Below are 587 nucleotides of genomic sequence, written 5' to 3' on the forward strand. Positions count from 1 at the left end.
CTTCACCTTTGTGCCATTCTGGGTTTCGGGCTTGATCTTCAGTTTAGCCTTTCCGTCGAAGGTGTCAACGGTGATCTCGCCTCCAAGGGCAGCAGTAAAGATATCCAGGTCCACATCCTTGTAGAGGTCCTTGCCATCCCGTTTAAAGGAAGTATCATTATTAATGGCAAAAGTAATAAAAAGGTCGCCTGCGGGCCCACCATTCATACCTTCCCCACCATATCCCTTGATCCTGATGGTTTGCCCGTTCTCCACCCCGGCCGGGAGAGTAAGTCGAATGTTCTTACCGTTGACGGTTATGGTTTGCTTCTGAGTCTTATAAATATCTGAAAGATTCAGGTGCAGTTCGGCGTTGTAATCCTGCCCCTGGAAGCGGGTGGTTCTGCGATGTCCTCCTGAAGTTCTTCCGCCGCCAAACATGGATTCGAAAAAATCTGAAAAATCCCCCTGTTCAAATCCGCCGCCACTAAAGCTTTCTGCACCTCCAAATCCGCCACCGGAATATTGCCGCTGATACTGTTGCTGTTGTGCTTTTTGTTTTTCAAACTCTTCAGCATGTTGCCAGTCTTTGCCGTACTGGTCGTATT

Annotated in this window: 1 protein-coding gene; it reads right to left on the reverse strand. The window is 48.6% G+C overall.

Annotated features, from left to right (window positions below; translation table 11 throughout):
- Positions 1-587: DnaJ C-terminal domain-containing protein (locus HC175_RS16590; RefSeq protein WP_317172343.1), on the reverse strand; the 587-nt coding region annotated here is incomplete at both ends.

Source organism: Salinimicrobium oceani (assembly GCF_012037645.1).